Source organism: Saccharospirillaceae bacterium (assembly GCA_022448365.1).
GTDB lineage: Bacteria > Pseudomonadota > Gammaproteobacteria > Pseudomonadales > Oceanobacteraceae > Bacterioplanoides.
Genome location: JAKVCS010000004.1, coordinates 284,134 through 310,102, shown reverse-complemented (window position 1 = coordinate 310,102; position 25,969 = coordinate 284,134). Strand labels below are relative to the sequence as shown.

General features: G+C 50.7%; 23 protein-coding genes. 16 read left to right on the top strand and 7 right to left on the bottom strand.

Annotation, left to right across the window (positions count from 1 at the left end; genetic code table 11):
* Positions 1-618: a transglutaminase-like cysteine peptidase gene (locus MK185_12585; GenBank protein MCH2041462.1), complete on the bottom strand. Its 618-nt coding sequence runs from the start codon at positions 616-618 to the stop codon at positions 1-3.
* Between the two features lie 205 nt (positions 619-823).
* On the opposite strand from MK185_12585, the gene MK185_12580 reads away from it, so the two are divergent.
* The 9 genes from MK185_12580 to MK185_12540 all read left to right on the top strand — a co-directional run bounded on the left by MK185_12580 (position 824) and on the right by MK185_12540 (position 12,360).
* The gene (locus MK185_12580; protein MCH2041461.1) at positions 824-2,428 is read left to right on the top strand and encodes a diguanylate cyclase; all 1,605 of its coding nucleotides are present in this window, start codon (positions 824-826) and stop codon (positions 2,426-2,428) included.
* A 70-nt stretch (positions 2,429-2,498) separates the two neighbouring features.
* Positions 2,499-2,963, top strand: a complete 465-nt coding sequence (aroQ, locus tag MK185_12575) for a type II 3-dehydroquinate dehydratase (GenBank protein ID MCH2041460.1) — start codon at positions 2,499-2,501, stop codon at positions 2,961-2,963.
* Between the two features lies 1 nt (position 2,964).
* The gene (gene prmA, locus MK185_12570; protein ID MCH2041459.1) at positions 2,965-3,861 is read left to right on the top strand and encodes a 50S ribosomal protein L11 methyltransferase; all 897 of its coding nucleotides are present in this window, start codon (positions 2,965-2,967) and stop codon (positions 3,859-3,861) included.
* Positions 3,862-3,899: 38 nt separating this feature from the next.
* On the top strand, positions 3,900-5,231 hold the full coding sequence (locus MK185_12565; protein MCH2041458.1) for a DUF3426 domain-containing protein: 1,332 nt from the start codon (positions 3,900-3,902) through the stop codon (positions 5,229-5,231).
* Between the two features lie 126 nt (positions 5,232-5,357).
* The gene (gene dusB / locus MK185_12560) at positions 5,358-6,344 is read left to right on the top strand and encodes a tRNA dihydrouridine synthase DusB (GenBank protein MCH2041457.1); all 987 of its coding nucleotides are present in this window, start codon (positions 5,358-5,360) and stop codon (positions 6,342-6,344) included.
* On the top strand, positions 6,341-6,655 hold the full coding sequence (gene fis / locus MK185_12555; GenBank protein MCH2041456.1) for a DNA-binding transcriptional regulator Fis: 315 nt from the start codon (positions 6,341-6,343) through the stop codon (positions 6,653-6,655). Before dusB ends, fis begins: the two co-directional genes overlap by 4 nt.
* A gap of 70 nt (positions 6,656-6,725) precedes the next feature.
* On the top strand, positions 6,726-8,357 hold the full coding sequence (purH, locus tag MK185_12550) for a bifunctional phosphoribosylaminoimidazolecarboxamide formyltransferase/IMP cyclohydrolase (GenBank protein MCH2041455.1): 1,632 nt from the start codon (positions 6,726-6,728) through the stop codon (positions 8,355-8,357).
* A gap of 315 nt (positions 8,358-8,672) precedes the next feature.
* Complete coding sequence (gene purD, locus MK185_12545; GenBank protein ID MCH2041454.1) at positions 8,673-9,956, top strand: phosphoribosylamine--glycine ligase; 1,284 nt, start codon at positions 8,673-8,675, stop codon at positions 9,954-9,956.
* Between the two features lie 40 nt (positions 9,957-9,996).
* Complete coding sequence (locus MK185_12540) at positions 9,997-12,360, top strand: response regulator (GenBank protein ID MCH2041453.1); 2,364 nt, start codon at positions 9,997-9,999, stop codon at positions 12,358-12,360.
* Here MK185_12540 and MK185_12535 read toward each other — a convergent pair.
* The gene (locus MK185_12535; GenBank protein ID MCH2041452.1) at positions 12,357-13,838 is read right to left on the bottom strand and encodes an AAA family ATPase; all 1,482 of its coding nucleotides are present in this window, start codon (positions 13,836-13,838) and stop codon (positions 12,357-12,359) included. The two genes, MK185_12540 and MK185_12535, sit on opposite strands and share 4 nt — an antisense overlap.
* A 154-nt stretch (positions 13,839-13,992) precedes the next feature.
* Here MK185_12535 and coq7 point away from each other — a divergent pair, with 154 nt between their 5' ends.
* Complete coding sequence (gene coq7 / locus MK185_12530) at positions 13,993-14,637, top strand: 2-polyprenyl-3-methyl-6-methoxy-1,4-benzoquinone monooxygenase (protein MCH2041451.1); 645 nt, start codon at positions 13,993-13,995, stop codon at positions 14,635-14,637.
* Between the two features lie 210 nt (positions 14,638-14,847).
* Positions 14,848-15,078 carry a hypothetical protein gene (locus MK185_12525; protein MCH2041450.1) on the top strand — a complete coding sequence of 77 codons (231 nt, stop codon included), beginning with the start codon at positions 14,848-14,850 and terminating at the stop codon, positions 15,076-15,078.
* Between the two features lie 126 nt (positions 15,079-15,204).
* Here MK185_12525 and ilvN read toward each other — a convergent pair whose 3' ends face one another.
* Both ilvN and MK185_12515 read right to left on the bottom strand, forming a co-directional pair.
* Entirely contained in the window at positions 15,205-15,696 is a 492-nt protein-coding gene (gene ilvN, locus MK185_12520) for an acetolactate synthase small subunit (GenBank protein MCH2041449.1), read from the bottom strand.
* 1 nt (position 15,697) lies between these two features.
* Positions 15,698-17,422, bottom strand: coding sequence for an acetolactate synthase 3 large subunit (locus MK185_12515; protein MCH2041448.1), 1,725 nt, complete (start codon positions 17,420-17,422; stop codon positions 15,698-15,700).
* A 408-nt stretch (positions 17,423-17,830) separates the two neighbouring features.
* Between MK185_12515 and MK185_12510 the strand changes: the two genes are divergently transcribed.
* Positions 17,831-18,268: a DUF4124 domain-containing protein gene (locus tag MK185_12510; GenBank protein MCH2041447.1), complete on the top strand. Its 438-nt coding sequence runs from the start codon at positions 17,831-17,833 to the stop codon at positions 18,266-18,268.
* 17 nt (positions 18,269-18,285) lie between these two features.
* On the opposite strand, the gene pgeF is transcribed toward MK185_12510, so the two are convergent.
* Together pgeF and rluD are read right to left on the bottom strand one after the other, a co-directional pair.
* Entirely contained in the window at positions 18,286-18,993 is a 708-nt protein-coding gene (gene pgeF, locus MK185_12505; GenBank protein MCH2041446.1) for a peptidoglycan editing factor PgeF, read from the bottom strand.
* Positions 18,990-19,958, bottom strand: coding sequence for a 23S rRNA pseudouridine(1911/1915/1917) synthase RluD (rluD, locus tag MK185_12500; protein MCH2041445.1), 969 nt, complete (start codon positions 19,956-19,958; stop codon positions 18,990-18,992). The genes pgeF and rluD overlap by 4 nt, the downstream gene beginning before the upstream one ends.
* Before the next feature lie 132 nt (positions 19,959-20,090).
* Here rluD and MK185_12495 point away from each other — a divergent pair, with 132 nt between their 5' ends.
* Positions 20,091-20,948, top strand: a complete 858-nt coding sequence (locus MK185_12495) for an outer membrane protein assembly factor BamD (protein ID MCH2041444.1) — start codon at positions 20,091-20,093, stop codon at positions 20,946-20,948.
* Positions 20,949-21,014: 66 nt separating this feature from the next.
* The gene (locus tag MK185_12490) at positions 21,015-21,242 is read left to right on the top strand and encodes a DUF2798 domain-containing protein (GenBank protein ID MCH2041443.1); all 228 of its coding nucleotides are present in this window, start codon (positions 21,015-21,017) and stop codon (positions 21,240-21,242) included.
* 46 nt (positions 21,243-21,288) lie between these two features.
* Here the strand turns inward: MK185_12490 and MK185_12485 are convergent, their stop codons facing one another.
* On the bottom strand, positions 21,289-22,905 hold the full coding sequence (locus tag MK185_12485; protein MCH2041442.1) for an NAD+ synthase: 1,617 nt from the start codon (positions 22,903-22,905) through the stop codon (positions 21,289-21,291).
* Positions 22,906-23,051: 146 nt separating this feature from the next.
* Between MK185_12485 and MK185_12480 the strand changes: the two genes are divergently transcribed.
* Both MK185_12480 and MK185_12475 read left to right on the top strand, forming a co-directional pair.
* Positions 23,052-24,602 (top strand): ATP-binding protein, encoded by a 1,551-nt coding sequence (locus MK185_12480; protein ID MCH2041441.1) that lies wholly within the window; start codon positions 23,052-23,054, stop codon positions 24,600-24,602.
* Entirely contained in the window at positions 24,599-25,942 is a 1,344-nt protein-coding gene (locus MK185_12475) for a sigma-54 dependent transcriptional regulator (protein ID MCH2041440.1), read from the top strand. The genes MK185_12480 and MK185_12475 overlap by 4 nt, the downstream gene beginning before the upstream one ends.
* The last annotated feature ends 27 nt before the right edge of the window (positions 25,943-25,969 follow it).

Below are 25,969 nucleotides of genomic sequence, written 5' to 3'. Positions count from 1 at the left end.
TTATAAATCCATACCGAGTTCATTCATACGAATCCGAAGATCGGTCCATAAATCGAGTTTGTTGGGATTTCCCATACGAATCCCTTCACCTTTCATCCGCTCCAGCCACATCCCTTCGGCATTAAAACTGTAAACCGGCGCAAGATCGCGACGCTCGGATGCCGGGCGAATACTTTTAATCAGGTTATCCAGTACAAAAGGCACCGCATCCGGTGTTGGGAAGTAGGTTAACACCATATGAGCCTGGTTATAACGCAAGGCTTTCACATAGGTAATGCGCAGTTTACGGGTATCAACACCCAGCTTGCGCAGAGAATAATATTTTGCGATCACATAATCTTCGCAGTCTGCGCCGTTGGTTCCCAGAGCTTCATAAGGCGTTGCCCAATAATCAACTTTCCCCCAGTGCTTGTCATCGTTTACAAAGCGAATATGTCGGTTAAAAAAGTCGTTTACCCGTCGCAGTTTTTCGGTTTCAGACTCATCTGCAATGTCACGCAATTCGGTTTGCCAGTCCCGGATACGTTCGGCCGCTGAGTTGCCGTATTGCTGCCGTGCCTTGTCAATCAGGTCCGATGGCACCCAACGCTCCCAGTCTGCCACCAGCCACACAGGCATAGATGAACAAAACAACAGCAGTAATAGCCGGGAGCAGGATTTTAACATCCTGACAGAGGATTGAAGGGTCAGATCCATAGAATGGGAGATATCAACAAAACGGTAACTGCCCTTAACTATAGCCAGCAATTTTCGCTTGTGTGATTACCAACGACCCTTTCTGAAAGTGCTACGCTTGTAAAGTCACAGATGGGTATTGAAGTTAATGACTCAAGCAAAAACCAAAGCCGAGAAACTCAGGCAATTATTCTCAAACCGGGTGATTAATCAGGTTCGTCAGGTACTGGACCTGTGGCGCTGCCTGCCTGATACCAACTGGTCGATTACCGCAATGTCAGACTTTGTCTGCGCATTGGAAAAGCTTGAGAGCTATGCCGCTCGATTTGAGGCTGAAAAACACGTAGCTCTGGCACGGGAACTATTAACCATTCTCGCCGAGATAAAACGCGGCCAGCCCCCCGCCAGTGATCAGTTGGAAAAATTGAATAAACAGGTTCGCCAGCTCAGCGAAACGGCGTTGCGGCACGGCGACAAAGCCGGCGCAGATAATCTCATTCCCAGTAAAAAACCGATTTACATTGCGGTTGATCATCAGGAAACGGCGGCAACTCTGTCGCAGCAAATGGAATACTTTGGTCTGCGTGGCGCGATTCAGGAAACCGAGCAGGCATTCCTCGCGGCCCTGCATGAGCGTCATCCGGCAGCACTGGTGCTGGACATTAATTTTGTCGCTGACGGCCATGGCTTGGTGCTGGCCGATAAGATTCAGTCAGAGCGCGAGCAACTGCTGCCCATTCTGTTTACTTACCAGCAGCAGCAACCAACCATTGAGCAAAAGCTGAATGCCATGCGCAGTGGTGGCATTGGTCTTTACAACAGCGATGAGATTCATTCGTTAATCGGTACCCTCGAAGACCTGCTGGACACCACGCCAGAAGACCCGTTCCGCATTCTGATTGTGGATGATTCCAAATCACAAGCGATGTATAGCGCCAAAGTGCTGAATAAAGCTGGAATGCTGACAGAGATAGTGAACGAGCCGTTACAGGTACTGGATATACTGAACGACTACAACCCGGACCTGGTACTGATGGATATGTACATGCCAGACTGTAACGGTATGGAGCTCGCGAAGGTCATTCGACAGCACAAAGAATATATCAATCTGCCGATTATTTACCTGTCGGGCGAAGAGGATAAACAACGCCAACTGGATGCTATGGCAGAAGGCGGCGATGATTTTCTGACCAAGCCCGTCGGTGCAAGGCATCTATTGTCGACCGTCCGAACCCGGGTTCTTCGGGCTCGACAGCTGCAGCATCTGATCGCTCGTGACAGCCTCACAGGCCTGCTGAATCACACTCATATTCTTGAATCATTGCAAGACAACCTGAAGCAAAACGATGAATTGCCAGTCAGCTTTGTGATGATTGACATCGACCATTTTAAAAACATCAACGACCAATATGGCCATCCGGTTGGCGATATTGTCATTAAAAATCTGTCTCTGTTTCTGAAGCAAAGCTTGCGAAAATCGGACTCGATCGGTCGCTATGGTGGAGAAGAATTCGCCGTTATCCTGCGCGACGCCGATAGCAAGCAAGCATTACAGGTAATGGAAAAACTGCGCGCTAACTTTGCCAACCTGATTCATACCAGCGATAAATCGCTGCAAGTCACCTTCTCCTGCGGCCTGGCGCAATGGTGTGGCGAGTCGGTGAGTGATTTGGTAGAACGTGCTGACCAGGCTCTGTACCGCGCCAAACATAATGGTCGTAATCAGGTATTTGCCGCCGACAGCGACGCTTAAAACTGGACGCTACGGGCAGTTTACGGCAAACTCGCGCATAAATTATTGTCTCCGGAAAACGAGCGTAGCGATGTCAAAAATACTGGTATTACAAGGCCCGAACCTCAACCTGCTGGGCACTCGTGAACCGGAGATTTATGGGGCTACGACACTTGCTGACGTTGAAAAGCAGCTGCAGGCAAGCGCCAAACAAGCAGGCCATCAGCTTGAACATCTGCAGAGTAATGCCGAGCACGAGCTGATTGACCGGATCCATCAGGCACGCAGTGATGGCACTGGCTTTATCATCATCAACCCGGCGGCATTCACGCACACCAGCGTTGCCCTGCGCGATGCCTTAGCCGGTGTTGCAATCCCCTTTATCGAAATTCATATCTCCAACGTGCACGCCCGTGAGAGCTTCCGCCACCATTCTTACCTGTCGGATATCGCTGTGGGCGTTATTTGCGGTCTGGGTGTGCAGGGTTATGACCTGGCACTGCAATCCGCCATCGCGCAACTGGAAAACACTTCATTGAAAAACCACAAGGCCTGAGATGTCCTGGATTCAGATTCGTATTCACGCGCAACGTGCGCAAGTTAATTCCATTGAAGAAGCACTGCTTGCACAAGGCGCATTGTCCGTCACCCTGCAGGATGACGCTGACCAGCCCATTCTTGAGCCTGAGTTGGGGACCAACCCTATCTGGGATGAAACTCAGATTATTGGCCTGTTTGAGGCTAACCAGAACAGCGAAATATTGCTGAAAAACCTCAACGATTTCTACCAGAATCTGAGTGCCCAGCCACTGCCAAAACACAAGCTGGAGATTCTTGAAGATAAAGACTGGATTCGCGCCTGGATGGAAGATTATCACCCGATGCAGTTTGGTCAGCGTTTGTGGGTGTGCCCAAGTTGGCAAACACCCCCGCAACCGGATGCCGTCAACCTGATGCTCGATCCAGGCCTGGCGTTTGGTACCGGCACACACCCGACAACGGATTTGTGTCTGCAGTTCCTCGATCAGGAAGTGACGGGGAAAGAGCTGGTCGTCGACTATGGTTGTGGCAGCGGTATTCTGGGTATTGCTGCGTTATTACTGGGTTCGGAGAAAATGGTTGGAGTCGATATTGATCCGCAGGCATTGACGGCAACCCGTGATAACGCCGGACGCAATAATATCCGCGATGATCTGTACGATGTCTTCCTGCCGGACAAAACCCCGGACGTAAAAGCCGACATTATGGTGGCGAATATTCTGGCCGGCCCGTTGCAAGCACTGGCTCCCGACATTGCCCGTCTTACCCGACAGGGTGGCAAGCTGGCGTTATCCGGGTTACTGGCTGAGCAGGCGGAAGACGTATCTCAATGCTACAGTCAGTGGTATAACATGAATCCTGCCAAACAGCTCGGTGACTGGGTACTACTTACCGGAACCCGCCGTGAAGACTGACGCTCAACATCAATCGGAAATGGAGTAAAGGATACTCAATGGCCGCTCACGTGACTCAATGTCCACATTGCCGCACCACCTTCCGGGTGCGCGATGAACACCTGAAGGTAGCTAACGGGGCTGTGCGCTGCGGCTCCTGCTTACAGGTATTTCAAGCCGCCGAACATTTTGTTGATGAAGAACAACTGCAAGCTGACAAGAAAGCTCCGGAAAAGTCAGCCAGTCAGGCAGTAACATCCATCGAACCGAAGCCGTCTGCCACTGAAGATGACCAGCTGATTCACGATGACTTATTAATTCATGATGACATGGATGACGACATCGACGATGACGTGAGGATTGGCGACGACGGCCTGATTCATGACGATATGGATGATAACGAGCCGGATACCCATGACAGCATCAGTGATGACCCAATGGTCGATCTTGGCATTCGTGCTCCGGAAAAAGAGGATCGTCCGGCGCCACGCAATGACCTGGAGATCGACTCTTCAATCTTCGATCTGAAAAATGCCAGTACCGACTCTCTGGATCTTCTCAGCCCGGATTCGACTGCTCATGAGTTCATTTCCGACAAAGACCCGGATGAAGCTTGGGCAGATGCCCTGCTCGATGATGATGATGGTATTGAGGAAATTACGGTTGGTGGTTTGGAAATCTCAGAAACCAGTCAGTACGACTTCGATGACCAGAGCAATAATGAGGAAGAATACAGCCAGTTCAAGGCGGGTGCCGAAGTCGATGATTTCGACGGCTTTATTGATGACGACGATAATATGCACCTCGGCAGTGATGATCCGAACAATGAAGCAACTGAAATTATGGTGGTTGCCGATAGTGTCGCCGGATTGCAGGAAGATCCACTGGAATTACAGAAGCGCAGCAGTGGTCCCGCTTTTCCGTGGGGCTGGGGCCTTGCTTCACTGATCATGCTATTGATCGCCGGGGGACAAACACTGTTCTTCAAATTTGATCAGTGGTCACGCACACCACAATGGCGTCCGTTGTATACCCAGATCTGTAATCTGGCAGATTGTACACTCCCGAACGTACAGAATATGAAGCAGTTGAGTACCCAGCATCTGGTGGTCCGCAGTCACCCGAAACTGCAAAAGGCGTTAATGGTTGATACTCTGATGCAAAATCTGGCCAATTACCCACAACCCTTCCCAGACCTGGAGCTGGTGTTCAGTGATCTGAATAATAATGTGGTTGCCAGCCGTCAATTTCTGCCATCAGAGTACCTGTCGGGTGAGCTTGCCGGACAAACGCTGATTCCGAGCAGAACACCCATCCATATCGCGCTTGAGATTGTTGACCCAGGCCCGGAGGCGGTTAGTTACGCCATCCGTCTGCAGAGCAACCAGTAAGAAAATACTCAATTAACAAAATTTTGCGCATAGGCAATCATTTCCCCTTTATTCGCAAAGGGGTTATGAGTATCATACCGCGACTTTTTCGTCGCACACTTTTTGATCAGTTTTAATCGGTTATTCATGCCTGCAATTGGCCCATATACGCTACCTAATCCAGTGATTCTGGCACCTATGGCGGGAGTTACCGACCGTCCGTTTCGCCAGCTTTGTCGTCAGCTCGGCGCCGGCCTGGTTGTGGGTGAAATGGTGGCCGCTAACCCGGAGATGCGTCATACACGCAAATCCCAGCTACGCCTCGACCATACAGGTGAGCCTGAGCCCATAGCTGTACAAATCGTTGGTGGTGACCCGCAAATCCTGGCAGACAGTGCCCAATTTAACGCCGCCAATGGTGCCCAGATAATAGACATCAACATGGGCTGCCCGGCCAAAAAGGTCTGTAACAAGGCTGCTGGCTCAGCGTTACTGAAAGATGAAGGTTTAGTGAAAGAGATATTGCAGGCCGTGGTGGCTGCTGTCGATGTGCCAGTCAGCCTGAAAATACGTACAGGCTGGAGCCCTGATCAACGTAACGGTGTGAATATCGCCCAAATCGCACAAGATGCAGGCATTGTCTCTTTAGCAGTACACGGGCGCACACGTGCCTGCGGCTACAAAAATACGGTGGAATACGACACTATCCGCAACGTCAAGAGCAGCATCGACATTCCGGTGTTTGCTAATGGTGATATCACCAGCGCCGAAAAAGCCGCAAAAGTAATGCAATATACCGGGGCCGATGGCGTGCTTATTGGTCGCGCGGCGCAAGGCAGACCCTGGATTTTCAGAGAAGTCAGTCACTACCTTGCAACCGGCGAGCACTTACCCGCCGCAGAAATTGACGAAATTGAACAGATTTTATTATCCCATCTGGCCGCCTTACATGAGTTTTATGGCGACTATCTGGGAGTACGGATTGCTCGCAAACACGTTAGCTGGTACCTGCAACATCAAGCTAACGGCAGCGATTTCCGCCGAATTTTTAATCGTCTGGAAACAGCGACAGAACAGCGCCAGGCCATTGAAACGTTTTTTAAGGAATATGACAGTGAGGGACAAGCCGCATGAACACAGAAGCATTATTAAGGAAGGTTGAAACAGTGACCGACTCATCTGATCTACAGAACAACTTAAGCGCACCATCAGAATCATCGCAAACCCTGCGCGACAGTGTGGAAAAGGCTCTGCAAAATTATTTTGATCACCTGGATGGCCAGCCAATTGTCGATTTATACGACATGGTGTTGTCCGAGGTCGAGGCGCCGTTGCTGGAAACGGTGATGAAATATACTCGCGATAACCAAACCAAAGCGTCGATCGTGCTGGGATTAAACCGCGGTACTTTGCGTAAAAAGCTGAAGCAGTACGGAATGCTTTGATCTGATTTGTATTTTCTTAAGCGGCCTTGGCCGCTTTTTCTTTTTTTAATAGCTTAGAAAAATTGACCATATGAGCAACTTCATCCCTGCAAACGACATCCCAGCGGATATCACTCCTGTTCGTCGCGCTTTGATCAGCGTATCGGACAAAACCGGCATCGTAGAATTTGCCAAAGCCCTGCATGCGGCGGGCGTGGAAATCCTGTCGACCGGAGGTACCTACAAGCTGCTGTTGGATAACCAGATCCCGGCAGTAGAAGTATCGGATTACACGGGTTTCCCGGAAATGATGGATGGTCGGGTAAAAACCCTGCACCCGAAAATTCACGGTGGCGTGCTCGGTCGTCGTGGTCAGGATGATGAAGTCATGAACGAACATGGCATCAACCCGATCGACCTGGTTGTGGTTAACCTGTATCCGTTTGCGGCAACCGTAGCGAAGGAAGACTGTCACTTGCCACTGGCAATCGAGAACATTGATATCGGCGGCCCGACCATGGTTCGCTCGGCGGCAAAAAACCACGCTTACGTTGGCATTGTGGTTAACACCAGCGACTACAGCAACGTTCTGGAAGACCTGAACAGTCACAACGGCCTGCAATACAAAACCCGTTTTAATCTGGCATTAAAAGCCTTCGAGCACACCTCCAGCTACGACGGAATGATTGCTAACTACCTGGGTACTATTGATCAGGAAGCGGAAACGTTAAGCACTGATAACCGCAAAGATTTCCCTCAGACTTACAACAGCCAGTTCGTCAAAGCGCAGGACATGCGTTACGGTGAAAACCCGCATCAAAAAGCTGCTTTTTATGTGGAAGCTGAACCTGCCGAAGCATCCATCGCTACTGCGAAGCAGCTGCAGGGTAAAGAGCTGTCCTACAACAATGTGGCGGATACAGACGCGGCTCTGGAATGCGTTAAGTCATTCGTGAAGCCAGCCTGTGTGATTGTTAAGCACGCCAACCCATGTGGTGTTGCCGTCGTACCGGAAGACGAAGGCGGTATCCGTAAGGCTTACGATCTGGCTTTCGAAACCGATACCGAATCTGCCTTTGGTGGCATCATCGCTTTCAACCGTGAACTGGATGCCGAAACCGCCAGCGCGATTGTTGAACGCCAGTTTGTTGAAGTGATCATCGCACCAAGAGTAAGTGCTGAAGCTGTAGCGATTGTTGCCGCTAAGAAAAACGTGCGTCTGCTGGAATGTGGCGAATGGCCTGCCGAACGTCCACAGGCATTCGACTACAAGCGCGTTAACGGCGGCCTGCTGGTTCAGGATCGCGATAACGGTATGATCACGACTGACGACCTGAAAGTTGTAACCAAGCGCGCACCAACTGAAGCTGAATTACACGATCTGATCTTCAGCTGGAAAGTCGCTAAGTTCGTTAAGTCTAACGCCATCGTTTACGGTAAGAACCGTCAAACTGTCGGTGTTGGCGCAGGCCAGATGAGCCGCGTAAACTCAGCTCGTATCGCAGCGATCAAAGCAGAACATGCTGGTTTGCAAGTTGAAGGTGCAGTAATGGCATCCGACGCTTTCTTCCCATTCCGTGATGGTATTGATAACGCCGCGAAGGTTGGCATCAAAGCAATTATCCAACCGGGTGGTTCGATTCGTGATGAAGAAGTGATTGCCGCAGCCGACGAAGCTGGCATCGCCATGGTCTTTACCGGTATGCGTCATTTCCGTCACTAATAACCAAAGAAAGCTATTGCGCTCACTCTGGCGGCGTTAAAAATTTTATCGAGATGCTCACTTAGCCCACTAAGCGCCGCTCTCTCAAAAATTTTTGCCCTGCCAGAGCATCGCTCATCACACTTTCAAAGCGTTTTTTTGGATAGATTTTTACGTAAGTTTAAAGGTTTATGCGTCAGATTTTTCTTAAGGAGACCTCGGGCAATATGGATGTTACACGAGAGCCTGCAGAGACATGCTCACGGCGAGTCGACGTAGAAAATGTGACGTGTAAACCGGCAGAATTATCAAGTTACTCCTAACAGGATGAGTAAAATGAAAGTTTTAGTAATAGGCTCTGGCGGTCGCGAACACGCGCTGGCGTGGAAAGCACTGCAATCTCCACTGGTTGAAAAAGTCTTCGTAGCTCCAGGCAACGCGGGTACCGCACGCGAAGACAACATGGAAAACGTCGCCATCGATGTGATGGCTTTTGATGAACTGGAAGCCTTCGCCAAAAACAACGAAATTGGCCTGACCATCGTCGGTCCGGAAGCACCTCTGGTGGATGGTCTGGTCGATCAGTTCGCAGCTGCAGGTCTGAAAGCTTTTGGCCCAAGCAAAGGTGCAGCACAATTAGAAGGTTCTAAAGCATTCACCAAAGATTTCCTGGCACGCCAGAATATCCCAACCGCGGATTACCAGAACTTCACCGAAGTGGAACCCGCTCTGGCTTACCTGCGCGAAAAAGGCGCTCCGATCGTTGTTAAAGCCGATGGTCTGGCAGCTGGTAAAGGTGTGATAGTTGCCGAGACTCTGGAGCAAGCTGAAGCAGCGGTTAAAGACATGCTGTCAGGTAACGCGTTTGGTGATGCCGGTTGTCGCGTCGTGATCGAAGAATTCCTGACGGGTGAAGAAGCCTCTTTCATCGTAATGGTCGATGGTAAAAATATTCTGCCAATGGCCACCAGTCAGGATCATAAACGTGTCGGCGATGGCGATACTGGCCCGAATACCGGCGGTATGGGGGCATATTCCCCGGCTCCGGTTGTCACAGCCGAAATCCATGATCGTGTCATGGCCGAGGTGATACGCCCGACCGTCGAAGGTATGGCAAAAGAAGGCAACGACTATACAGGCTTCCTGTACGCAGGCCTGATGATTAATGAAGCCGGCGCGCCCAAAGTGATCGAATATAACTGCCGTTTTGGTGACCCTGAAACTCAGCCAATCATGATGCGGATGCAATCGGACATGGTTGCTCACTGCTTAGCAGCTCTGAACGGCAACCTCGATCATGAAGTCACGCAGTGGGACCCAAGGGCCGCTATGGGAGTTGTACTGGCGGCTGGCGGTTACCCTGCGAGCTACAACAAGGGCGACGCAATCAGCTTACCAGCTGACGACGGCGCTGATCGGAAAGTATTCCATGCCGGTACTAAGCTCGACGGTGATGATGTTGTCACCGCCGGAGGTCGTGTATTATGTGCAACGGCTTTAGGCAACAGCGTGAGCGAAGCTCAGCAACAGGCCTACGAGCTGGCGGCACAAATCGACTGGAAAGATGTTTTCTACCGTAAAGACATCGGTTATCGTGCCATAGCCCGCGAGCAAAGCTAACGGTTTATCGATAACAACAAATAATCGCGGAGATTCAGGGATGACACACTTGCTGAGTAACTATGAGGTTCGTCGCATGGTTACCAGCAAGCGGTATTTGTGGTTACTGGTCGGCCTGGCTTTACTGAGTTACTGCGCTCAAAGCCAGGCAACCAACCCGGTACTGATTCCCAACCAATCGTTTGATTATGGCGTGACTCCCTACGCCTCGGTCTATGAAGACAAGCAAAAGCAACTGACCATTCGCGATATGCTCTCACCGGAGCAGCAACTGCGATTCACCCCCAGTCATAGCGAAAAGCTGAAGTTCGGTTTAACAACGTCTGCCTACTGGTTACGCATCAGTATTTCCAATCCGTATAAAGATCCTAAGCAGGCAGTATTGAGCTTGTCGAATCCCGATCTGAAACAGGTATCACTTTACAATATCAATGATCCGGAACCACAAACTTACAGCCGCCAGAGCCGTGGCCGTATTGGTGGTTATATTCAGGCCTACCCGTTTCTGATCGATATTCAGCCGGAGAGTACTGAAAGTTTTCTGATTCGCATTGCCTCGGATTCTATTCTTAATACCGAGCTTCGTCTCGCAAGCCTGGATTACTTCCTGTTCAACGAGCAATGGGATTTTATCATCCAGGGGCTGGTATTAGGCTGGGTATTTGGAACCCTGTTGTATTTCGTCAACCTGTATCGTCAGCAACGGCTCCTCATCGCAGCGGCGGCCGCTAGCTACTGCCTCTGTGCTTTAATGTTTTTACCGAGCTGGACCGGTTTACTCAGTATGCTGTTTACCATCAGTGGTGAAACCCTGGCAGGCTTCGGCTACGTCATGATCAGTGTATCGGCTTCAGCACACGGCTTCGTGGTTTACAGCCTGGGCTGGCGCCGACGCCACATCGAACAGAAACTGTTGGTCGTGAGTGCACTCTACTTAGTTACCAATCTGGTCATCATCGCCGTCATTGAATCAGGTATGCAGTTCTTTGTTGCCCTGAGCTTGCTGCTCTACGGCCTGGCAACCAGTATTTTCCTGATGTTGGTTCCCAGCAAAGAGTTACCAGCACAACGCTGGCTAACCTACGGAGCATTGGCACTGACGATAGGCCTGATTCTGACTTTGCTCACCACTCAGAATCTTTTAACCCTGGAATTCCTGCACGACTGGGCCATTCTGATTTTACCGTCATCACTGATTCTCAGCATGGTTGCGGCAGTGGCTGCGATCACCGATAGACGAACCAGCAAGCACAATGCTTCCAGTAACGAGCTACAGATTAATGCAGCGATGCTGTCACACATCAGCCATGAGCTGCGTTCACCGATTAATGGTGTGTTGGGGATGAGCCAGTTGCTGAACGACACTCCGCTGGGCAATAACCAGCGCGATTTTCTCAATACCATCAGCGAAGCCGGACATGACCTGCTGCATGTGGTCAATCAGGTATCCGATCTTGGTAAAGTTCAGAGTAATCAGCTCGAACTGGAACCTGAACCGGTTGAGATCCGCAAATTACTGAATCAGACGGTACAGCATTTCCAGCAAGGTGGTGTTCGCAAGCAAATGGAACTGGTGATCGATATTGATGATCAGGTGGCGAATCGTGTCATTGTTGACCGCACCCACCTGCAGTCACTGATCCATTCGATTCTGGCAAAATTACTGGCGTACAGTGAGCATGGTGTATTAGCTCTGGCTGCCCAACCATACAACAGCCAAATGACATCGGGGCTGATGTTGCAACTGCGAGTGAATAGCCAGCTGGCGCGCCCGGATGAACTGCGCAGCGCGTTACAGATTTTGCAACACCATAAACCACAGCAACGTATTGGTGACTTCAGTAAACAGTGGAATATGCGGGTGCTGCGTAAAGTGATGAAACGCATGAAAGCTACTCTGGAAATTGAAGACTTCAATCTCCAGGGCGCGTCGCTGACGCTCTACCTGCCGCTGGAAAGTGATCAGCAGCCCGTTCTGCAATCTCACGACGACAGCTTGCTTGGTTTGCGGGTCTTGATCGTGGATGACAATGCATCGGTGCGTAACGTCATTGAAAAACAATTAAGACGACAGGGAATGCGTGCTGAAAGTACCTACAGTGGCAAAGAGGCGCTGGCGATGATGCGCCATCAGAATTCTATCAATGAACCTTATGAGGTATTGATTATTGATCACGATATGCCTCTGATGGATGGGTTGCAGTTATCGGAACGGGTATTATCTGACCCTGATATTGGTAAAAAACCGGCGCGCCTGATGCTAACGGGTATGAACATAAGCAATGTCCGCGAAGACGCACTGGATGCCGGGATTCAGCAGCTATTGGCCAAACCTGCCGACCCGGATCAGTTACGCCGAGCCATCTCAGGATTATTGTCTGCGTCCACTCAGAAACGATTTTAATCAGCCGTCACAGCGCGACCATTAGCCCAATCGCGCAACCCCTGCAGCTGTTCGGCCATGGTCACCGACAATGGCTGAGTACGCTGAATTTCGCGCAGTAAGATTTCGGTCGTAATCCCGTCACCGTCCTCATCAAGGCTGTGCACCGAGTGCCATGCAGACACCACGGCTTGTTCCAGTTCTGCCCCGGAAAAGCCAACACTGGCCTGAGCCAGTACGGTGATATCAAACCGCTCCACCGCCAGGCCACGTTTTTCCATATGCAACCTGAGAATAGCCTCCCTGACATCCGGCTGAGGCAGATCAACAAAGAACAATTCGTCCAACCGACCTTTGCGCATCAGCTCCGGCGGTAATGCGTGAATGTTATTGGCCGTTGCAACCACAAACACTTTGGACTCATGTTCAGCCATCCAGGTGAGCAGTGTGCCCAGTAATCGCTGACTGACACCCTGATCATTACCGTCCTGGCCGAGTCCTTTCTCCACTTCATCCATCCACACTACGCAGGGCGCCATGGTCTCGGCAAGCTTGAGCGATTCACGCAAATTCCGTTCAGTTTCACCAAAAAACTTGTTGTAGAGAGCACCAAAATCCAAGCGCAACAATGGCACCCCCCATGAACCCGCCACAGCTTTAGCCGCTAAGCTTTTGCCACTGCCCTGTACACCAAACAGCATCATCCCGCGCGGACGTAAATCATCATCAACGTTGAGGAAGGCATGGTGGCGCTGCTCGAGCCAGCTCTTCATGTTCTCCAGACCAGCGACGTCGCCAAAACGCGCAGTGTCGTACTCAAAACTCATAACACCTTCCATATCGAGCAATTGCATCTTCGCTTTACTCACCTCTGGCACATCATCCTGAGTAATTGCACCGTCATCGACGATCACACCTCGCACCAGACGACGTGCATCAGAGAAGGTTAATCCACGTAAATTAGCGACGATCTGCTGCAGAGTCGCGGAATCGGTCTTCACCTTACGACCGCTGTTTCTGGCATAGCGCTGAGCTTCCTCTTTGACCAGCGACATCAACTGGCCTTGATCGGGCAGTTGTAAATCAAAGGTCATGGCCAAGCGCTGTAACTCGGAGGGTGCATCAATGCGATGACTCAATAACACCAGAGTTTTACCGAAACGTTCATGCTGCAGAGCAATGTCTTTAATTAAACGAACGACCAGTGGATCTTCGAGATAAGGGTGTAAATCGCAGAATACAAATAAACCGCCCTGGTCCCTGGCTTTAACCTGCCGGAGTGCCTCAACCGGCTGCGAGGTATCCGTCTCTTTGGCCACATCTTCACCAAACCCAAGACGACGTAAACCATCAGAAACAGTCCATTGCTGCAGTGCCAAACCACGCTTGATAGCAACACGGGTTAGTAGCTCCAGCACCCGCGCTTCTTCATAAGATTCAACCAGTAACAGTGGCACGTGCCGGTCGAGCATTAGCCCCAGATCGCGTAAATCCTGCATAACAATTTCCGTTTTTATATGGATGCCTGACACTATATCAATATCTTTGCGTCTGCAGCAGAACATCGTTTTGTGTATTTTGCTTTCAAGAACGTGTGCAGCTCACGTCGAATTCACTTAAACTTGTCGAAATTATTCTTCTGAAGTTATCACTATGAACACTCGTCAATACTCTTTGTTCGATAAGCTGATTCACAATGCCGACCTGGCATTGCGCACCCTGGTACCGGGAGCTGCCCAAGAGGAACGCAGCTCGCCAGCACAAGCGCGTGACTTCGCAGAAATGACCGAAGAAGAGAAAAAACACGCTGCTGGTTTGATGCGTATTAACCACACAGGCGAGGTTTGCGCTCAGGCGCTGTATCAAGGTCAGGCACTCACGGCAAAATTACCGGAAGTACGTGAATCGATGGAAGAAGCGGCTCAGGAAGAAGTCGATCACCTGGTATGGTGCGAGCAACGGATTAAAGATCTTGGTGGTCATACCAGTTACCTGAACCCTGTGTTTTATGGCTTGTCATTCGCTATTGGCGCTGCGGCCGGAAAAATCAGCGATAAGGTGAGTTTGGGCTTTGTTGCTGCAACCGAAGAGCAAGTGTGCAAACACCTGACAGAGCACCTGTCTAAATTGCCGGCCCAGGATGACAAAAGTAAGGCCGTACTGCTGCAAATGCTGGAAGACGAAGCCAGACATGCATCCGCAGCAATTGACGCTGGCGGCCATCAGTTCCCATTCCCGGTAAAACTGGCGATGAGTGGCCTGGCTAAAGTAATGACCAAAACCACTTATCGGGTTTGATCGCTCTCCTCCGCTATTCCGCTTTTTTTACCCAGCGACGTTTCCACCAGTATCGCGTGATCTGAATTGCACCAAAGCAGTTCAGATCAGCCGACTATAAGCCAGATGTTGAATAGATTGATTCAGCGTTTAAGCGGCAAACTGTTTTATTACTTCTTATGCTTAATCCGGCAACTTTGCGCAAATGGATGAGACAACGGAGGTAATACCGTGATTAAACTGGATCTGATTAGCCGTATCCGCCGCTTTTATAAATTGCCTGATAACAATCCGGAATTTATCTGGACCCGTTCAACAACCTATCAGAGACGCCTTGAACAAGTTAAAACAGGTTGGATAGTGGCTGGCCTTTTGATGCTGGCCAGTGGTAGCACCAGTGCTGTTATCGTAATCAGCGCTTTCAGTGGCTTTTTATCGTTGGCGTTTTTAGAAAAAAACTGAGTGAGAGCTTTTGACAACAAACAGCCCGGCGACTTTCTCAGCGCTGCGTCTGAGCCACACTCTATAATTGCGGCACAGACACAACACGCATTGAAAAGTAAGCCAGGCTTCTGCTTTCGTCGGGCGTTACAGACTCAGTACTTTCTCGCCACGGGAAATGCCGGATACTCCCGTACGAACCGTTTCGAGTACCGATGCAGACCCCATCGTTTCGATGAAAGCTTCAAGTTTGTCGCTGGTGCCGGTCAGTTGAATGGTGTAAACGTTAGCCGTTACATCCACAATCTGACCACGGAAAATGTCCGCTGTACGTTTAATTTCAGCACGCTGGGCACCAACCGCTTTAACCTTGATCAGCATCAGCTCGCGCTCAATATGAGAGCCCTCTGACAGATCAACCAGCTTCACTACCTCGATCAGCTTATTCAGCTGCTTGGTGATTTGTTCAATCTTGCGGTCATCGCCCACGGTGGTCATGGTCAGACGAGACAGCGTCTCATCTTCCGTTGGTGCCACTGTTAAGGTTTCAATGTTGTAACCACGCTGAGCAAATAAACCCACCACGCGCGCCAATGCACCCGGCTCATTTTCCAGCAGAATAGAAATAATGTGTCTCATATCAGGTACGCTCCGTCTTGCTCAGCCACATATCGCGCATGGAACCAGTCGGAACCTGCATTGGGTAAACGTGTTCATTTTCATCGACAGCAACGTCGAGGAACACAAGACGGTTTTTGTATTTGCCAAAAGTATCTTCCAGCGCCTGAGGTAGCTCATCCCGCTCTTTAACCTGAATACCTACATGACCGTAAGCCTCTACCAGCTTCACAAAATCAGGCAAAGATTCCATGTAAGAGTGAGAGTGACGACCTTCGTAGTTCATATCCTGCCACTGACGAACCATTCCCAAGGAACCATTGTTCAGACACAGGATTTTTACCGGAATGCCATACTGCAGGCAGGTCGAAAGCTCCTGAATGTTCATCTGAATCGACCCTTCGCCGGTAACACAAACCACGCTTTCTTTCGGGAAGTTCAGCTTGATACCCATTGCTGCCGGGAAACCAAAGCCCATGGTGCCCAGACCACCGGAGTTAATCCAACGATTCGGCTTATCAAACTTATAGTATTGAGCAGCAAACATCTGGTGCTGGCCTACGTCGGAAGTCACGTATGCGTCGCCCTTTGTGGCTTCCCACATGGCTTCGACAACTTCCTGAGGCTTCATCAGGCCGTTTTCATTTTTCTCATAACGCATAGCATGACGCGGGCGCCAGTCATTAATCTGTTTCCACCAGGACTCAATTGCCGCCTCATCAGGCGCATCGCTGCTCTCATCGAGCAGCGCAGTCATTTCATCAAGAACGGTGCCTACCGGGCCAACAATGGGCACATCAGCATCAATGGTTTTCGAAATTGATGATGGATCGATATCAATATGAATGATCTTAGCGTCCGGGCAGAACTTATTGGTCGCATTGGTTACACGGTCGTCGAAACGTGCACCGATCGCCAGAATAACATCCGCGTGATGCATGGCCATATTGGCTTCGTAAGTCCCGTGCATACCCAACATACCAAGGAAGCGCTCACCGGTGCCTGGATACGCACCCAAGCCCATCAGAGTGTTGGTACAAGGGAAGTTCAGGCGATCAACCAGAGCACGCAGTTTGTCTGAGCTGCCGTCAATAATGACGCCACCGCCGGAGTAAACAACCGGACGCTTAGCCTTGACCAACAACTCAACCGCTTTTTTGATCTGACCGGCATGGCCACGCTGTGGCGGTGTGTAAGAACGCAGCTTCACTTTTTTCGGATAAACGTATTCGTAACGCTCATTCGGCATGGTCATGTCTTTCGGAATATCGATCAGTACCGGACCAGGACGACCCGTACTGGCAATATGAAACGCTTTTGCCACCATATCCGGAATATCTTCCGGACGACGTACAGCAAAACTGTGCTTAACTACCGGGCGTGAAATACCCAGCATATCGGTTTCCTGGAAGGCATCGTCGCCTACCAGATGGCTCATTACCTGACCCGAGATAACAACCATAGGAATCGAATCGGTAAATGCCGTCGCAATACCGGTAATTGTGTTGGTGGCACCGGGACCAGAGGTCACCATCACCACGCCTGGTTTGCCAGTCGCACGGGCATAACCATCGGCCATATGAGCAGCGGCTTGCTCGTGACGGACCAGGACATGTTTGACGGCGCTTTGCTTGTAGACTGCATCGTACACGTGCAGCAGCGAGCCGCCCGGGTAGCCATAAATATATTCAACGCCCGACTCGTGCAATGCACGAACCAACATATCTCCGCCGGAAAGTAATTCCACCGTACTATCCTCATTCACAAGCTCTTTAACAGAGCATGGGTAAAAAAATTATTTGTGCGATATAGAGCCTTTAACAACTGAGGCTCGCTCAGGCTGGATAAACAACTTTTAATTGTTTATCAGTGTCTCGTTGCCTGGTCGAGGACGTCGAGGCTGAACTGGGTCGGAGGATAACCGCACCAGAGGCTGTCGTTGCCAGTCACGTTCTCCGGGGTGTTGCAAAACGCGGCTCTGGCAAAAGCGCGGTAATTTTAGCATTACAGCCAGTTTTGTCCACAGCAAAAACAGCAAAAAACCTTGACAAATCATACGGTTTAAATAACGTTGCGTGAATACTCAGCGTTGATACCAAGGTAGACATCTGAGCCGTAAAAATGACCATTTTGAGCAGATCCCGCCGAGGCCAATATGCGACTGATGCTGATCCCACTGTTTTTTTCCTTTCTGGGCTTGTCCACACTGGCAGAGGCAGCAAAAGTCTATCGCTGGACGGATGAGCAGGGGCAAGTACATTTCAGTGCTCAGCCACCGCGCAGTCTTACTGAAGATGTCTACAAGCTCCGGGTCGATAAAGCCGCAGATGCACCACCAGCGAAGTCAGTTGAAGCAGGCGCTGAAGTAAATGAAACCTCAGCCAAATCAAAAACCACAGAGCAGCCGCCACAAATCGACCCGCGTGAGGCGAAAAAATACTGCCAGCAAGCACGCGACGCCAAGGTCAAACTGTCGGAAAACTTTAACCGTCGCTATCAACAAGAAGATGGTTCTGTGCGGCCCCTGACAGACAAAGAACGCGCCAATATGATGCAACAGGCAAACGAATCCATCGCAGCTTATTGCAAATAGCCATACAGGATAGACAGCTACTTTTCGATCCAGATCAGACTGGCCATTCGACCCGTCACCGCTTGACGCCGGTAGGAATAAAAGCGATCTGTATCCGTGAAGGTACAGAAATCGCCACCGGTAATATCTGTCACTCCCTGCATCGATAACTGCTCACGCGCCAGTTGATAAATATTCGCCATTAACCGGTCATCCCTGCCGGGCAAGAAGCATTGATCGGATGCCCAGGAAAAAGCCAGCCGTACTTCAGGTCCAACTTCAAAATGTTCAGGCCCAATGGCAGGCCCCAGGTAAACCGAAACATCAGAGTCGAAACGGCGCAGTGCATTACTGATGATACCTGCCGCTAAACCGCGCCAACCGGCGTGAACCGCAGCAACTTGCGAACCATCTTTTGCCGCAATCAGCACCGGCAGACAGTCTGCCGTTAGAACCGCACAAGCCATACCGGCTTGTGATGAGAAGCAGCCATCCGCTTCAGGAATAACAGCTCCTGAACATGCTGTCACAATGCGATCTGAATGGGTTTGATTCAACCATTGAATGGCCCGGATGCCGCTTTGTCTGCGCAGCAATACAGCGCGGTTTTGCAATACAGAGGTTCGACTATCACCAACATGAAGGGCCAGGTTATTGGATCGATAAGGTGGGACTGATAGCCCACCCTCGCAGGTTGTGATCAGTGCTTTTACGCCTTCTGGCAACTCCCAGCACGGTGTGATCATTCGAATGGCTCGCGCTCTTCTTCATCAAATGCCAACACTTCCAGCAACTGCTCAAAATCATCCGGCAGCTCAACCTGCCACTCACAATACTCTTCGGTAGCGGGGTGAATCAGACCCAACTGACGAGCATGCAATGCCTGTCGGGGGAAATTCTGCAATGCGTCGCGCAGCTCTGGCGTTACGCCTTTGGCCAGACGAGTACGACCAGCATAGGTTGCATCACCAACCAGCGGATGAGCAATGTGTGACATATGCACACGAATCTGATGCGTCCGACCCGTTTCTAATTTGCAGTGGATGTAGGTGTGAGTCGGAAATTTGTGCAACACTCGGTAATGAGTCACCGCTTCTTTACCCAAAGGGTTCACCGCCATCTTGGTACGCTGCGTGCCGTGACGACTGATTGGCTCTTCGACTGTACCGCCACCGGTCATGACGCCTTGCACAACAGCTTCGTATTCTCGCCCCATGCTGCGATCCTGCAATTGGGCAACCAAATGGCTTTGAGCCTGCAATGTTTTAGCAACCACCATCAGACCCGTAGTATCTTTATCCAACCGGTGCACGATGCCGGCACGCGGGATGTTTTTGAGCGATGGCGCATGATGCAGCAAACCATTTAACAACGTGCCAGTGTGATTCCCGGCAGCGGGGTGTACCACCAAGCCCGCTTGCTTATTCAGCACAAGAATGTGTTCATCTTCGTAAAGAATGTCGAGCGGAATATCCTCCGCCTGCCAGTCCCCTTCAGCCTGCAGCGTGGCAACCAACGCCAGGGATTCTCCACCCACCAGTTTATCGCGGCCGCGCCAGGCATCACCATCGACCGTTAACAGTCCCTCTTTGATCCACTGCTGCAACCGCGAACGGGAGAAGTCAGGGAACAGCTGCGCTGCCACCTGATCGAGACGTTTATTACCCAGCTCATGGGGGACTTCGACAACTTGATTGATCTGATCGGACATAACACTTATTTCGTTGCAACCGCACTTCTTTACGCTCAGGAAGCGGAAGGACTTATTGGGGCTGTGTAGTGACTGTGGTTTAATACGGGACTAATTCTGCCGTCAGTATATCGATATTTAGGAACACTCTCCATGAAGTCTCTTTTCAGCAACCGGTTTCGCGGCTGTCTCCTACCCACATTGCTCACAGCTCTGTTGTTGGCCGGTTGTTCCGATAATCCAACCAAACCTCAGGAACTGACGGAAAAAGAATATTACGAGCAAGCCAGCGAAGCGCTGGAAAATAATAACTACCTGGTAGCAGTTGAGCGCTTGCGCGAGCTGGAATCCCGCTACCCCTTTGGTCAGTATGCCGAGCAAGCTCAACTTGAGCTGATTTACGCTCAGTATCAGACTGGCGATATGGACGCGGTATTGGCTTCCAGTGAGCGCTTTATCCGCTTACATCCATTACACGCACAGGTGGATTACGCTTACTACATGCGTGGCTTAGCAACCTACGACCTGGGCTTTTCTTTTGTGGAGCGCTACCTGCCTCACGAATTATCACGTCGGGATCAACGGCCACTGCAAGATGCCTTTAATTACTTTTCTGAATTACTGGCGCGTTTTCCGGACAGCCCATATAACGCCGATGCCCGTGCCCGTATGGTGTACCTGAATGACCGAATGGCATCCTACGAACTGGGCGTTGCACAGTACTATATGAAACGTCATGCCTATGTTGCAGCGGCCAACCGCGCTCAGAAAATTGTGCTCAATTATCAGAAAACCTCATCGGTTGCTGATGCTCTGGCTCTGCAGGTTGAGGCATATCAATTGTTAGAACTGGAAACCGAATCGCAACAGGCACTGACCTTGTTGACGCTGAACTTCCCTGAGCACAAACAACTCGAAAGCGGCGAATTTAAGCGCAGCGGTCTGATTTGGGTTGACCGACGCTCGCTGCTGAACGTGATTACCTTTGGATTGCTCGATAATAAAGAATAGTCCTGCGGATAATTCGCCGCGACAATCTTGTGCTTAGAGATCGGAGAAGAGAACACTGGAGGATGTATGCTGAAGCCAAGCCACACACCCATTCTGTTCGCACTGTTGATGTCTGGCACCATGGCAGCCATCGTATCGGCCGTTGTTGTTGTCATTAACACCGGAATCGATACGGCTGTTTTCAGCCGTTGGCTGTCCAGTTATGTGATTGCCTGGCCGGTGGCTTTTGTGTCTTTGTTCACACTGAAAGAGAAGATAACCAGAATCGCCGAGAAGCTCACCAGGCAACCTTGAGCCTGCTATCCCTTAAACAGGCACTGGGACGGCTCGGCTGGAACCATTAAATCCCGGCCTGCCAACCGTTTGTCACCGGATAACGACGATCACGGCCAAAACCGCGCTGTGTGATACGCACCCCAATAGGCGCCTGACGGCGTTTGTATTCGTTCACATCCACCAGCCTTAACACCCGCATTACATCTTCGTGAGCGAACCCATCGGCGATGATGCTATCAGCACTCATGTCCTGCTCAATGTAACGTTCGAGAATCGCATCCAAAACATCGTATGGCGGCAGACTGTCTTCGTCTTTCTGATCAGGTGCTAATTCAGCCGATGGCGGGCGATCTATGACTCGCTGAGGAATCACACAACCCAGCGTATTGCGGTACTCGGCCAACTGAAAAACCTTGGTTTTATAAACGTCTTTCAGAGCGCTGAACCCGCCCACCATGTCACCATAAAGCGTGGCGTAACCAACGGCCATTTCGCTCTTATTGCCCGTGGTGAGAACCATATAACCGGTTTTATTGGAAACCGCCATCAACAGTACGCCGCGACAGCGTGCCTGTAAGTTCTCTTCCGTTGTATCACGTGACAAGCCTTCAAACTGAGGGGCCAGCGACGCCATAAAAGCGTTGTACATAGGCTCTATGGATACCGACTCATACGGCACCCCCATACGTTCGGCCTGCTCGGCGGCATCTTCTTTGCTCATACCGGAAGTATAAGTAAAGGGCATCATGATCGCTTTTACACGGTCTGCACCAATGGCATCTGCCGCAATTGCGAGCGTCAGGGCCGAATCAATCCCACCAGACAACCCCAGCACAATACCTTTGAATCCATTTTTATTAACGTAATCCCGTACCCCTAAAACCAGGGCGTTATACAGCGAAGCCAGACCGGTTTCCGTAGTTTTCAGGTCCACGTCTGTGGTTAATGTCTTATGCCAATAAAGATCCTGGGACTGTTCCTGATAAGCCGGCAACTGTGCCACCAGTTCACCGTCAGCGGCAACAGCAAACGAACGGCCATCAAATACCAGCTCGTCCTGACCACCCACCTGATTAACGTACAACAGCGGTACATTGAGTGCTTTCACATGCTGTTGGATTAACGCAATCCGTTGTTGCTGTTTGTCCATATGATACGGCGAGGCATTGAGGTTCAGAATCATTTCCGCGCCAGCGGCAACAGCCTGCTCAGCTGGTCCCTGGTGCCAGATATCCTCGCACACCGTTAACCCCAGCTTACGCCCCTTCAATTCAACGACACAGGCCGTTTCACCGGCAGAGAAGTAGCGTTTTTCGTCAAACACCTGATAGTTCGGCAAGCATTGCTTAGCATAGCGGCCGAGGCTTTCACCACCGGCATACACCGCAGCACAATTAAATAATGCACCCTGGTCTCGCCATGGAAAACCGAGCGCAATGGCAATTAGATGAGAGGCTTCAGCAATTTTTTCCAATTCCGTTTCCACCCGCAGCTGCAAGCTCGGACGCAGCAACAGGTCCTCCGGTGGATAGCCCGTCAGAGACAGTTCACTGAACACGATCAATTCACTGCCCTGTGCAGCGGCTTCTTTGGCAGCAGCAATCATTTTGGCAGCATTGCCGGCGATATCGCCAACGACATAATTCAACTGGCTCAGAGTAATACGAAGGGAGTCGGACATAGGTACCTTCAACAAATTCAGCAAACACATACCACGCGGCCCTATCGCAGATATCGAATCGATAAGACAGTCAGCCGGTAGCCAAAAACAAACAGGCCGCGTATTGTCTGGAAATTACGCCAGCGACGCAAACAGAAGAAGTATTTATGCGCATAGTTTCCAGAGAATTTCTGGTTAAAGGGCAACGACTGCTGAGATTCTACAGCTATTACTCGTTATTCCTTGCCCTGTTCCTCACTATTGTCGACAGCCTGGACAGCGATAACGTCATTATTGGTGGCACTGCTCCCAATATATTCCTGGTCTGTGTTTCCATCTATGTCATTGTGGCAGCCGGTTTCGTGACGTTCGCCAGCCGAAATCCGAATCCACACACGGCCATCAGCTATGTATTCATCGAAGTAGCCATCCTGGCCACCCTGATGTATGCCAGTGGGGGCACTGATTCCGGGTTTTCCAGCCTGATTCTGATTCCGGTGGTAATCGCCAACTTACTGGCACCCGGAGTGTTAGGACTGGGCGTTGCGGCATGGACAAGCATTGCCGTATTTTATATTCAGCTGTTCTGGCTCGGTAAGTTCACCACTCCGGACATCGTCAATGCCGGCCTGAAAGGCTTGCTGTTCTTTACCCTGGCGACCATTACCCAGGGGTTATCAAAGCGCCTGCAAAGCACCTTGTCACTTGCGGACCAGCAGGCAAGGCGAATTCGCCGCCTGCAACATTTCAGCAAAAAGACGTTGCAGGGTTTACCCAACGGGGTGATCGCCTGTGATAAAAACCACCAGGTGCTGCTGTTTAATCAACAGGCAGCAAAGTGGTTTACCTTGCTGGAGATGACACCGCTCCCAGGCCTGCTGCAACAGGCCAGAACCGGTTCAAAACTGGATATTGGTCAAACCCGCCTGATTCTCAATCGGGTTCCGATTGAACAATCGGATCGGGGCGATTATTTACTCTATCTGGAAGACAGCGCTCGCATCGATGCAGAAGCCCAGCAACTGAAATTAGCATCACTGGGGCGTCTGACTGCCAGCATTGCGCACGAAATCCGCAATCCACTCAGCGCCCTGCGCCAGGCCTCTCAGCTGTTGGCAGAGACAGAATACCTGAAGGCCCCGGAACACAAACTGACCCACATTATTGAACAGCACTGCATGCGGATTAACCGCACCATTGAAGACATACTGCAACTGTCGCGCCGGTCACAGGCGTGTCGCGAAACACTGAAGCTCAAACCCTGGCTGGAGCATTTCAGGGATCATTTTACCGGCCTCCACCAGGATAAGAGCTATCGCCTGGAACTGGACTGTGATGACGATATCCTGATTCATTTCGACCCCGATCACTTGCAACAGATTCTCCACAACCTGTGTTCCAACGGTTTACGTCATGCTCTGCAGCTGCAAGGGCCAGCCGCCGCTTTGAAGCTTCAGGCTAGCCGCAACAACAACCGCTTACAACTTCGCATTATGGATAATGGCGCCGGTATCAGTGATGATCAGCAAGCGCATTTGTTTGAGCCGTTTTACACCACTGAACATGACGGTACCGGCCTCGGACTGTATCTTTCGAGAGAGCTTTGTGAAGCCAATCAGGCGACAATCCAGTATATTCGCCTGCATCAGCAAACCTGTTTCATCATTGCAATTGACCCGATTCAACCAGAAAACCAGCAGAAGGTGCATAGCGCATGAGCCAGTTAGCGGCCCTGATTATTGACGACGAACCGGATATCCGTGAGCTGATAGCCCTGACTCTGGAGCGTATGGATCTGCACTGTGATCAGGCTGGCAGTGTCAGCGAAGCGCTTAGTTTAATGAAACAACGCTCCTACCATTTCTGCATCACCGATATGAAACTACCAGATGGCAATGGGTTAGAGATCATTGAGCTTTGCAATGCTCAATACAACGATATGCCAATCGCAATGATTACCGCTTTTGGCAGCATGGAATTAGCAGTCAATGCGCTGAAAGCCGGTGCTTTTGATCTGGTACCCAAACCAATTGATATTGAGCGTCTGCGAGAACTGGCTCGGGCCGCACTGAAACTTACCAAAGTACCGACTAACATAGACGCAATCCCATCCAATGAAGGTCTGCTTGGTCATTCTGCAGCCATGCAGGATCTGAAAGAAAAAATCCGAAAAGTAGCGCGCACTCAGGCGCCGGTATTTATTCACGGTGAGTCCGGTACCGGTAAAGAGCTGGTCGCCAAATTAATACATCACCAAAGTGTCCGTGCAGAACAACCCTTTATTGCGGTTAACTGTGGAGCCATTCCCAGAGACCTGATGGAAAGCGAGTTTTTCGGCCACCAGAAAGGCTCTTTCACCGGCGCCAGCAGTGACAAACCCGGTTTTTTTAAAGCAGCACATGGCGGTACTTTGTTTCTCGATGAGGTCGCTGAGTTACCGCTGAATATGCAAGCCAAGCTACTCCGGGTGATTCAGGAAAAAGCGGTACGGGCCGTTGGTTCAGAGTACGAAGAGGATGTCGATGTTCGCATCGTCTCTGCCAGCCACAAAAACCTGCAGCAGCTGGTTGAGCAGGAACTCTTCCGACAGGATTTGTATTTCCGTCTCAACGTAATTCAGGTATCCGTCCCCAGACTGGCAGAGCGTCCGGAAGATATCCCGCTACTCTCAAGCCACTTTATCCGCAAATACGCGCTTGAATGGGGAATGCCGGAAGTCCGCCTCGACACTCAAGCCGCTACTGCACTGGCGCAATACGCTTTCCCCGGCAATGTCAGAGAGTTAGAAAATATTCTGCAGCGCGCCTTCACTATGGCGGAAGGCGACAATATCAGCCTGGAAGATCTGAGTTTACCGGCGGTGGAAATCCCCACCAGCTCTGGTCCGGAAAATATCATTGAAACCAATAACCTCGAGGCTTATCTGGAAAATATTGAACGTGCGGCGATTAGCCAGGCGCTGGAGGCCACTCGCTGGAATAAAACTGCAGCCGCTGAAAAGCTCGGCATCAGCTTCCGCGCATTGCGTTATCGGTGTAAGAAGCTTGCCATAGATTAACACCCGGAAAATTCACACATACACCTG

Bases quoted from the DNA above. Each gene is read 5' to 3' on its own strand.
- pgeF (MCH2041446.1), bottom strand. From the start codon at position 18,993: ATGATCACACCGTGCTGGGAGTTGCCAGAAGGCGTAAAAGCACTGATC.
- MK185_12485 (MCH2041442.1), bottom strand. From the start codon at position 22,905: ATGTCCGACTCCCTTCGTATTACTCTGAGCCAGTTGAATTATGTCGTT.
- MK185_12475 (MCH2041440.1), top strand. From the start codon at position 24,599: ATGAGCCAGTTAGCGGCCCTGATTATTGACGACGAACCGGATATCCGT.
- MK185_12585 (MCH2041462.1), bottom strand. From the start codon at position 618: ATGCCTGTGTGGCTGGTGGCAGACTGGGAGCGTTGGGTGCCATCGGAC.
- MK185_12510 (MCH2041447.1), top strand. From the start codon at position 17,831: ATGCGACTGATGCTGATCCCACTGTTTTTTTCCTTTCTGGGCTTGTCC.
- MK185_12580 (MCH2041461.1), top strand. From the start codon at position 824: ATGACTCAAGCAAAAACCAAAGCCGAGAAACTCAGGCAATTATTCTCA.
- ilvN (MCH2041449.1), bottom strand. From the start codon at position 15,696: ATGAGACACATTATTTCTATTCTGCTGGAAAATGAGCCGGGTGCATTG.
- fis (MCH2041456.1), top strand. From the start codon at position 6,341: ATGAACACAGAAGCATTATTAAGGAAGGTTGAAACAGTGACCGACTCA.
- MK185_12490 (MCH2041443.1), top strand. From the start codon at position 21,015: ATGCTGAAGCCAAGCCACACACCCATTCTGTTCGCACTGTTGATGTCT.
- MK185_12535 (MCH2041452.1), bottom strand. From the start codon at position 13,838: ATGCAGGATTTACGCGATCTGGGGCTAATGCTCGACCGGCACGTGCCA.
- rluD (MCH2041445.1), bottom strand. From the start codon at position 19,958: ATGTCCGATCAGATCAATCAAGTTGTCGAAGTCCCCCATGAGCTGGGT.
- aroQ (MCH2041460.1), top strand. From the start codon at position 2,499: ATGTCAAAAATACTGGTATTACAAGGCCCGAACCTCAACCTGCTGGGC.
- purH (MCH2041455.1), top strand. From the start codon at position 6,726: ATGAGCAACTTCATCCCTGCAAACGACATCCCAGCGGATATCACTCCT.
- coq7 (MCH2041451.1), top strand. From the start codon at position 13,993: ATGAACACTCGTCAATACTCTTTGTTCGATAAGCTGATTCACAATGCC.
- MK185_12480 (MCH2041441.1), top strand. From the start codon at position 23,052: ATGCGCATAGTTTCCAGAGAATTTCTGGTTAAAGGGCAACGACTGCTG.
- MK185_12565 (MCH2041458.1), top strand. From the start codon at position 3,900: ATGGCCGCTCACGTGACTCAATGTCCACATTGCCGCACCACCTTCCGG.
- MK185_12495 (MCH2041444.1), top strand. From the start codon at position 20,091: ATGAAGTCTCTTTTCAGCAACCGGTTTCGCGGCTGTCTCCTACCCACA.
- prmA (MCH2041459.1), top strand. From the start codon at position 2,965: ATGTCCTGGATTCAGATTCGTATTCACGCGCAACGTGCGCAAGTTAAT.
- dusB (MCH2041457.1), top strand. From the start codon at position 5,358: ATGCCTGCAATTGGCCCATATACGCTACCTAATCCAGTGATTCTGGCA.
- purD (MCH2041454.1), top strand. From the start codon at position 8,673: ATGAAAGTTTTAGTAATAGGCTCTGGCGGTCGCGAACACGCGCTGGCG.
- MK185_12540 (MCH2041453.1), top strand. From the start codon at position 9,997: ATGACACACTTGCTGAGTAACTATGAGGTTCGTCGCATGGTTACCAGC.